The organism is Azonexus sp. (assembly GCF_036170495.1).
Classification (GTDB): Bacteria; Pseudomonadota; Gammaproteobacteria; order Burkholderiales; family Rhodocyclaceae; genus Azonexus.
Map to the genome: position 1 here is coordinate 1 of NZ_JAVHPH010000423.1, position 9,194 is coordinate 9,194.

Consider the following 9,194-nt stretch of genomic DNA (forward strand, 5'->3'; position numbering starts at 1 on the left):
CCTGGCCGGAACAGGTCATCCACCTCTCGGTGCAGGCCAACACGGTGAATTGGGCCTCGGTGCGTTTTTGGCAAAAAATGGGCGTCGACCGCATCATTCTGTCGCGCGAGCTGTCGCTCGACGAAGTCGCCGAAATCCGCCAGCGCTGCCCTGACATCGAGCTTGAAGTCTTCGTGCACGGCGCGCTGTGCATCGCCTACTCCGGCCGCTGCCTGCTCTCCGGCTACTTCAATCACCGAGACCCGAACCAGGGCACGTGCACCAATTCCTGCCGCTGGGACTACAAGGTCAGCACTTCTGACGGTCAACCGGCAAAAATGCTCAAAAACGAACAGGAAATCCTGCTCGAGGAAAAGCAGCGCCCGGGCGAACTCATGCCCATCGAGGAAGACGAGCACGGCACCTACATCCTGAACTCCAAGGATCTGCGCGCCATCGAGCACGTGCACCGTTTGGTCGACATCGGCGTCGATTCGCTCAAGATCGAAGGCCGGACCAAGAGCCCGTATTACGTCGCGCGCACCTCGCAGGCCTACCGCCAGGCCATCGACGACGCCGTCGCCGGCCAGCCGCTCGACCCGGCCCTGCTGCGCGAGCTCGAAGGCTTGGCCAATCGCGGTTACACCGACGGCTTCCTGCAACGCCACCACGACGCCGAATACCAGAACTACCTGCGCGGCAGCTCCGAGTCGGATCGCAGCCTCTACGTCGGCGATGCCGTCGCTTTCGATACGGCCCGCGGCCTCATGGAAATCGAGGTCAAGAACCGCTTTTCCGTTGGCGACCGGCTGGAATGCGTGCATCCGTCCGGCAACCATGTGCTGACGCTGGGCCGCATGGAAAACCAAAAGGGCGAGCCGGTCACGGTCGCACCCGGTAGCGGCCACCGGGTGTGGATTGATTTGCCCGCCACGTACACCAATTCCTTCGTCGCGCGTTTTGTTTAACTAAACCTTACAAAACAACCAGGAATTCCGATTGTGCACCGCAGCAATCAGTGTACACTCCAGACCATGAGCAAGATTTCCAACCGCATGCCGCTGATCGACGCCCTCAAGGCGATCGCGGCCGTGCTCGTCCTGCTTAACCACTTTTCATCTTATGGCCCGCTCGCGGCTACCGCGCGCGAGACCCTGCCCGGCCTGTTCAGCTGGTTCTATGAATACGGACGCATGGCCGTCCAGGTGTTTCTCGTCATCGCCGGTTTCCTCGCCGCCCGCGGCCTGTCGGCCGAAGGACAGGCGCTGGCCATATCGCCGCTGCCCCTGATCTGGAAGCGCTACCTGCGGCTGGCCATGCCTTACCTCGCCGCCATCGGCCTGGCCATCATGGCCGCCGCCATCGCCAATCAGTGGTTGGACGACGAGGTGGTCCCTGCCCGCGCCACCTTCAAACAATGGCTCGCCCACGCTTTCCTGCTGCACAACCTGCTCGGCTTCGAAGCGCTGTCAGCCGGCGTCTGGTACATCGCCATCGACTTTCAGCTTTTCGCGCTGATGGCCATTCTGCTCTGGGCCGGCCACCGCAAGATCGTCGCCCCGGCGCTCGTTCTGCTTACCGCCCTCGCCTCGCTATTCTGGTTCAACCGCGACGCCAGCTGGGACAACTGGGCGATCTATTTTTTCGGCTCATACGGCCTCGGCGCCGCCGCCTGGTGGGCCTCCGATCGCCGGCACATGTCGGCCTGGCTCGGCGTCATCGCCACCATCACCATTGCTGCCCTGGTCGTCGATTTCCGCCTGCGCATCGGACTGGCCCTGGCCGTTGCGTTGCTGCTCGGCTTTGGCCGCCGCACGGGACTGCTCGAAAAATGGCCGAGTGCCCGGCCGCTGGCCTTCCTCGGCCAGATTTCGTATTCGCTTTTCCTGGTGCATTTCCCGGTCCTGCTCCTGGCCAACGGGCTCTACGCCAAATTTGGCCTGGATTCGCACGCCTCGGCCATGAGCACACTGCTTCTGGCATGGACCGCCAGCCTCATTGCGGCAACGTTGTTCTACCGCTGGGTCGAAAGCCCGGCCGCCAGCCAGCGCATCATGGCGGCGCTCAGCGGACTGGCCACCGGCTTGCTGCAACTGGCCCAGCGCGCCGGACGACTGACCCGGCGCGCCATGCTCGGCGGCGCCTAAGCGCTTAGCTCCGGCCGCCCGCGGAAGAATTCCAGCGCCTCGGGATTGGCCAGGGCCTCGACGTTCTTGACCGGCTGTTCATGCACGACGTTGCGCACGGCCAGTTCAACGATCTTGCCTGACTTGGTGCGCGGGATGTCCTGGACCTGGACGACCTGCGCCGGCACGTGGCGCGGCGTCGTGTTGTCGCGGATCTGCTTCTTGATGCGCTCGATCAGCGCCGCGTCGAGCTGGTGGCCTTCCTGTAATTTGACGAAAAGCACGACGCGGACGTCGTCGTGGCGGCCCGGCGGCCAGTCCTGGCCGATGACCAGCGCTTCGAGAATTTCCGGTAGCTGTTCGACCTGACGGTAGATTTCGGCCGTGCCGATACGCACGCCGCCTGGGTTCAATGTGGCGTCGGAACGGCCGTAGATGATCATGCCGTCATGCGCCGTGAGCTCCGAAAAGTCACCATGGCACCAGATATTGGGGAAGCGTTCGAAGTAGGCGGCACGGTATTTCGCGCCATCGGCGTCATTCCAGAAGCCGACCGGCATGACCGGGAAGGAGCCGGTGCACACCAGCTCGCCTTTTTGCCCACGTACCGGCTGGCCGACGTCGTCGACAACATCGACCGCCATGCCCAGGCCACGACACTGGATTTCGCCGCGCCAGACGGGCAGCACGGGATTGCCGAGGACGAAGCAGGAAACGATGTCGGTGCCGCCGGAAATCGAGGCGAGCAGGATGTCCTGCTTTATTTCGCGATAGACCCAGTCGAAGCCTTCCGGCGATAGCGGGCTGCCGGTCGAGAACATGGCACGCAGGGCGGCCAGGTCATGCGTCTTGCCCGGCGTCAGGCCGAGCTTGGCAGCGGCGTCGATGAACTTGGCCGAGGTACCGAAGTGGGTCATTTTCTCGGCCGCGGCGTAGTCGAAGAGCACCGTGCCGCCGCCGGCGAACGGCGAGCCGTCGTAGAGCAGCAGCGTGGCGCCACAGGCCAGGCCGGAAACCAGCCAGTTCCACATCATCCAGCCGCAGGTCGTGAAGTAGAACAGCCGGTCGCCCGGGCGCACGTCGCTGTGCAACTGATGCTCCTTGAGATGCTGGAGCAGCACGCCGCCGTGGCCATGGACGATGCACTTCGGGACGCCGGTCGTGCCGCTCGAAAACATGATGAAGAGCGGGTGAGCGAAGCCGACCCGTTTGAAAATTGGCGCTTTTTTCGGGTTGACCGTGGGAATGTCGTTCCAGACCACCGCGTGGGCAATCTTGCTGACATCCGGCACCGCGTTGAGGTACGGCACGACGACGACCTTGCGCAGCGACGGCATTTTGCTCACGACTTCGGCGTTCTTGGCCAGGCAATCGACCGACTTGCCGTTGTACCAGTAGCCATCGACGCAGATCAGCACTTTCGGCTCGATCTGGCCGAAACGGTCGAGCACGCCCTGCACGCCGAAATCCGGCGAGGCCGACGACCAAATGGCGCCGAGCGCCGTCGTGGCGAGCATGGCGATGAGCGTTTCCGGCAGGTTGGGCAGGTAGCCGGCAACGCGGTCGCCTTCGCCAACCCCGGCGTCGATCAGGAATTGCTGGAAGCGGGCGACTTCGCCGACCAGTTCGGCCCGGCTCATCCGGCGTTTGACCTTGTCCTCGCCCCAGAAAACCAGCGCCGCGCTGTCGTCACGCTGTTGCAGCAGGTTTTCGGCGTAGTTGAGTTTGGCTTCGGGAAACCACCGGGCGCCGGGCATTTTGCTACGGTCGACAACGATTTTCGACCCTTTTTCACCGACCGCGCCGCAGAAATCCCAAATTTCCGACCAGAATGCCGCTGGCTGATCGACCGACCATTGCCACAACTCGGCATAGTTCGCCTTGCCCTTGGCCTTGATCAACTGCGCCATGCGCGTTTGGCCGACGGTGGCGGGGTTGGGCGTCCACAACGGATTGGAATCGGTGGCGTAGGTCATCTTGTCTCCTCGGTCTTGTTCTATCTTGATCGGCAAAGATAGCAGGATTTGCCGGCCGGCAACTGTCATCGACCGGACACTTTGGCGCCCTGATTGACGCGACGCCATGACACGGACAAACTCGACGCCCGGAACCCACCACCGACCACCCCGCATGACCCTCGCCTGGACCTTCAAAATCCTCATCAGCACGCTGCTTCTGCCACCCGGCAACGGCCTGGTGCTGCTTGGCATCGCCGGCATCTTCCGGCGTCGGCGCTGGGCTTTCGGGCTGGCCGTGGCGGCCACGCTGCTGAGCATTGGCCAGTGCCTGCCGGTCGTGGCCGATCTGCTGATCGCCACGCTGGAAAACCAGTCGGCGGCCATCGTGCCCAAGGCACCGAAGCCGGAGGCCGGCGCCATCGTCATCCTCGGCAGCGGCCTGGCCACCGATGCCACCGAATACGGCGGCGACACGGCCAACGAACGCACGCTGACGCGCACCCGTTACGGCGCCACGCTGGCCCGCCGCTACGCGCTGCCCGTACTGGTTACCGGCGGCCAGTTGCCGGACGACGAAAGCTCGGAAGCCAAAATCATGACCCGCATTCTCGACGAGGAATATGGCATCAAGGCGCGCTGGCTGGAGGACAAAGCGATGGATACCGCCGGCAATGCGGTGCTCTCGGCAGCCATCCTCAAGGCCGCCGACATCAAGCGCGTCGTCCTCGTCACCCACGCCTTCCACATGCCGCGCGCCCGGCTGCGCTTCGAGCAGGCCGGGCTGGGAGTCATCCCGGCCCCGACGGCCTTCTTCAACCACCCGGACGACGACTGGCGGCTCGGCGATTTCCTGCCGCAGCCGAAAGCCCTGCAAATTTCCTATTACGCCCTGCACGAATGGCTCGGCATGGCCTGGATTGCCCTGACTCACTGAACAGCTCTGGAGACAAAAATGACCCAAGCAGTCCTCACCGAAACCATCGGCAAAGTCGGCCTGATTCGCATCAACCGGCCGGAAGCGATGAATGCGCTGAACAACGATGTCGTCGACGGCATCGGCGCCGCCATTGATGCCTTCGAGGCCGACGACAACATCGGCTGCATCGTCATCACCGGCAATGAAAAAGCCTTCGCCGCCGGGGCCGACATCGGCTTCATGCAGGATTTCGATTACATGCACGCCTACAAAACGGATTTCATCACCCGCAACTGGGAACGCATCAAGACGACGCGCAAGCCGGTCATCGCGGCGGTGGCCGGCTTCGCGCTGGGCGGCGGCTGCGAGATGGCGATGATGTGCGACATGATCTTCGCCGCCGATACGGCCAAATTCGGCCAGCCCGAAATCAAGCTCGGCACCCTGCCCGGGGCCGGCGGCACGCAACGTCTGCCGCGCGCCATCGGCAAGGCCAAGGCCATGGACATGTGCCTGACCGGGCGCCTGATGGACGCCGCCGAGGCGGAAAAGTCCGGTCTGGTCGCCCGCGTCATTCCGGCCGATCAGCTGCTTGCGGAAACGCTCAAGGCGGCGACCACCATCGCCAGCTACTCGCTGCCCGTGGTCATGATGATCAAGGAATCAGTCAATCGCGCCTTCGAGTCGTCGCTCAACGAAGGCCTGCTCTTCGAACGCCGCATATTCCATTCATCCTTCGCCCTCGAAGACCAGAAGGAAGGCATGGCCGCCTTCACGGAGAAGCGCAAGCCGACGTTCAAAAATCGCTGAATAAAGTCTGCACAGCATCCGGATAGCGGCCCGGGTGTTGTCAAATTTGGCCGATTATTCCGGTCGACCGTAGCATTGACGCGGCCATGATTTTTTTACCCGGAATATCCGGCAAATCCCCCGACTCGCCCCAGATTTGACACAATTCGGGATGCCAGAAATTAGCACCACACCCCATCTCGACAGCCGCCTGTGCGGCCGCGAAACCCCCGACCTGATCCGCAACGAAACCCTGGCCGATATTTTCGAGGCCACGGCGGCGCGCGCCCCGGACAATATCGCCCTGATTTTCGCCGAGCGCGAGCTGAGCTACGGCGAACTGAACGCCGCTGCCGACCGCGTCGCCTCGCGCCTGATCGCCGCTGGCGTGCGCCCCGGGCAGATCGTCGGCCTCTGGCTGCCGCGCGGCATCGACCTACTCATCATGCAACTCGGCATCGCCAAGAGCGGCGCCGCCTGGCTGCCTTTTGACGCCGATACGCCGGTCGACCGCATCAAGGTCTGCCTCGACGACGCCGACGCCGCCGGCCTCGTCACCGTTGCCGACATTGCCGATCTCGGCCGCCGCTGCTGGCTGGCCGACGAGCTGCAAGCGGCCCACCCCGGCCCGCTCAATCACCGCCACGATGCGCGCCCGGGCGACCCGGCCTACGTCATCTACACCTCCGGCTCGACCGGCAAGCCGAAGGGCATCCTGATCAACCAGGGCGCCATCTGCCATTTCCTGCGCAGCGAAAATGCCGTGCTCGGCATAACTGAGCACGACCGCGTTTATCAGGGCTTCTCGGTCGCTTTCGACATGTCCTTCGAGGAAATCTGGATCAGCTACCTGGTCGGCGCCACGCTCTGGCTCGCCCCCAAGGAGGTCGCCACCGATCCCGAAGCCCTGCCCATCGCCCTGATCGACAACCGGGTCACGGTGCTGCACGCCGTGCCGACCCTGCTCGCGCTATTCACCTGCGACGTCCCCGGCCTGCGCCTGATCAACCTCGGCGGCGAAGCCTGCCCGCAAGCCATCGTCGACCGCTGGGCCAGGCCCGGCCGGCAAGTCTTCAACACCTACGGCCCGACCGAAGCCACCGTCTCGGCCAGCCTGGCCGAACTGCACCCCGGCCAGCCGGTGACCATCGGCCGCCCGCTGCCCAACTACGGCCTGCTCGTCATCGATGCCGCCGTCGACAACGGCCTGCGCTTGCTGCCCCAAGGCGAAACGGGCGAACTGTGCATCACCGGCCCGGGCGTCGCTACCGGCTACCTCGGCCGCCCTGATCTGACGGCCGAAAAATTCCTCGCCAACCCATGGGCTGCCAACGCCCACGAAAGCCGCCTCTACCGCACCGGCGACCTCGCCCGCATCGACGAACACGGGCAGATCCATTGCCTTGGCCGCACCGACGACCAGGTCAAGATTCGCGGCTTCCGCGTCGAACTCGGCGAAATCGAAGCGGCCCTCACCCGCCAGCCCGGCGTCGGCACCGCCGCCGTCATCCTGCGTCAGGATGACGGTATCGAACGCCTCGTCGCCTACCTCGTCGTCGACGACACCGAGGCAACGACGGGCGCCGCCCTGCGCGCCACGCTGGCGACCAGCCTGCCGCCCTACATGGTGCCGTCGCACGTCGAAATGCTGGCCGAAATGCCGCGCCTGACCTCGGGCAAGATCGACCGCAAAGCCCTGCGCGCCCGCCGGATCGAACTGCCCGCCGGCGCTCCCGGCGATTCGGACACCCCGGAAACGCCGGCCGAGGAAGTCCTCTTCGCCGCCCTCGCCCGCCTGTTCCCCGGCCAGGCCATCAAGCGCGAGGCCGACTTCTTTGCCGATCTCGGTGGCCACTCGCTGTTCGCCGCCCGCCTCGCCTCGACGCTGCGCCAGGAAAAACGCTTTGCCGGATTTTCGGTGCGCGACATCTACGTCCACCGCCGCGTCGGCCTGATCGCCGACGCCCTGACCGCCACCGTCGAAGTCGCCAGCGACCCCGGCGCCACCGAATGGACGCCGCCGCCGGCCTGGCGGCGCTGGCTGTGCGGCATCGCCCAGGCCAGCGTTCTGCCGCCGCTGGTCGGCCTGCGCATGGGGCAGTGGCTGGCGCCCTTCTTCACCTACCACTATTTCACCGGCGACCCGGGCGACTCGATCGCCGTCGCCGTCGCCATCTCGGTCGGCGTTTTTCTCCTCGCCACCGTCCTTGGCTTCGTCTTCGCGATCCTCGGCAAATGGTTGATCGCCGGTCGCCTCAAGGCCGGTAGCTATCCGCTCTGGGGCCTGACCTATTTTCGCTGGTGGTGCGCCGACCGGCTGATCGAAGGCGCGCCGGTCTACATGCTCGGCAACTCACCGCTCAACATCTGGTGGCTGCGCGCCCTTGGCGCCCGGATCGGTGACGAGGCAATCATCGGCAACATTACCCTGCGCGCCCACGACCTGCTGACCGTCGGCGACGGGGTCAGCATCGGCAATGCCGCCAATCTGGAAAATGGCCGGGTTGAGCGCGGCCAGCTGCACCTCGGCCCGATCAGGCTCGCCGACAACGTCTGCATCGGCTCATACGCCGTCGTCGAAGGCAATACGACGATCGGCGCCTATGGTCATCTGGAAGCCCAATCAGCCCTGAGCGATGGGCAGGAAATACCGCCCCGGCGAATTTGGCTCGGCTCGCCGGCCCACGACGTAGGCGAATTCAATCCGGCGAGCCTCCCACCCCGGCCGGCAGTCTCGGAAACCCGGCTGGCCCGTGAAGGGCTGTTCTACATCCTGGGCATGCTGCTGACGGCAGCGCTGTTCTTCATGCCGGTCTTCCCGAGTTTCATGCTGGTTGACTGGCTGGACAGCGACCCGACCCCGGCTCAGCGCGACATCCCGATCATTCTCCAGTTACTCAAGTATTTCGCCCTCGCTTTCCCTGGCACGGCGGTGCTCATCGTCGGCACCATACTCTGCTCCGCCCTCCTGCGCTGGACGCTGATGCCCCGGCTGCAGGCCGGCCGCTGGCCGATTCACAGCCGCGTCTATGGCAGTCGCTGGCTGGTCAACCAGATCCAGGAATCCAGCCTGAACATCCTGCACGGCATCTACGCCACGGTGTACGCGCCCTTCTGGTATCGCCTGCTCGGCGCCGAGGTCGGCCGCGATGCCGAAATTTCGACCGCCCAGGGCCTGATCCCCGACCTGCTCACGCTCGGCGATGAAACCTTCATCGCCGATGCCGTGATGCTTGGCGACGAGGAAATCGATGGCGGCTGGATGACGCTCAAACCCACCGTGATCTCGCGCCGCAGCTTTGTCGGCAACGGCGCCTACATCCCCGACGGCACCATCCTGCCGGAAAACGTGCTGATCGGCGTCCAGTCGCGCGCCCCGGCCAATGACCGCATGCAGCCGGGCGACACCTGGCTCGGCTCGCCGCC

6 protein-coding genes are annotated in these 9,194 nt (G+C 64.7%); 5 read left to right on the forward strand and 1 reads right to left on the reverse strand.

The genetic code is table 11. From position 1 onward, the window contains the following. A partial coding sequence (locus tag ADADOO_RS15395) for a U32 family peptidase C-terminal domain-containing protein (RefSeq protein ID WP_511278383.1) occupies window positions 1–947 on the forward strand: 947 nt, incomplete at its 5' end. Window positions 948–1,013: 66 nt separating this feature from the next. Next, window positions 1,014–2,126 carry an acyltransferase family protein gene (locus ADADOO_RS15400; RefSeq protein WP_511278384.1) on the forward strand — a complete coding sequence of 371 codons (1,113 nt, stop codon included), beginning with the start codon at window positions 1,014–1,016 and terminating at the stop codon, window positions 2,124–2,126. Here ADADOO_RS15400 and ADADOO_RS15405 read toward each other — a convergent pair. Then, window positions 2,123–4,081, reverse strand: a complete 1,959-nt coding sequence (locus tag ADADOO_RS15405; protein WP_511278385.1) for an acetoacetate--CoA ligase — start codon at window positions 4,079–4,081, stop codon at window positions 2,123–2,125. The two genes, ADADOO_RS15400 and ADADOO_RS15405, sit on opposite strands and share 4 nt — an antisense overlap. A 154-nt stretch (window positions 4,082–4,235) precedes the next feature. Between ADADOO_RS15405 and ADADOO_RS15410 the strand changes: the two genes are divergently transcribed. The 3 genes from ADADOO_RS15410 to ADADOO_RS15420 all read left to right on the forward strand — a co-directional run. Beyond that, on the forward strand, window positions 4,236–4,997 hold the full coding sequence (locus ADADOO_RS15410) for a YdcF family protein (protein ID WP_511278387.1): 762 nt from the start codon (window positions 4,236–4,238) through the stop codon (window positions 4,995–4,997). 18 nt (window positions 4,998–5,015) lie between these two features. After that, a complete protein-coding gene (locus tag ADADOO_RS15415) occupies window positions 5,016–5,789 on the forward strand; it encodes an enoyl-CoA hydratase (RefSeq protein WP_511278388.1) in 774 nt (257 codons plus the stop codon). Window positions 5,790–5,940: 151 nt separating this feature from the next. Further along, window positions 5,941–9,194: Pls/PosA family non-ribosomal peptide synthetase (locus ADADOO_RS15420; protein WP_511278389.1), on the forward strand; the 3,254-nt coding region annotated here is incomplete at its 3' end.